Source organism: Pigmentiphaga sp., from assembly GCF_033795525.1.
Lineage (GTDB): Bacteria > Pseudomonadota > Gammaproteobacteria > Burkholderiales > Burkholderiaceae_B > Pigmentiphaga.
Map to the genome: position 1 here is coordinate 383 of NZ_JARYGM010000030.1, position 249 is coordinate 631.

A 249-nucleotide genomic window follows, 5' to 3' on the forward strand; every position below is an offset into this window, starting at 1 on the left:
TCTCTTTATACAGGTTTTCTTCAGCGCCAATCAGAATGTCGGCCAGCTGGCCATAGGCCGCGCCCCAAGCGTCGATCACCGCTGGGGTGGCAATGTCCTTGCCAAGCACTTCCTCGATGGCGCGCAGCAGGCAGCTTCCGACAATCGGGTAGTGCTGCGGCAGAATCTGCAGGGCAACATGCTTATTGATGATCTGTCCGACCAGGCCACCCAGTTGCTCCAACTGGTCGATATGGCGGGCATACATCA

Annotated in this window: 1 protein-coding gene; it reads right to left on the reverse strand. The window is 57.4% G+C overall.

The genetic code is table 11. The features are described from left to right. Positions 1 to 249 (reverse strand): globin domain-containing protein (locus QHC78_RS21080; protein WP_319748109.1); only part of this gene is annotated, 249 nt, incomplete at both ends.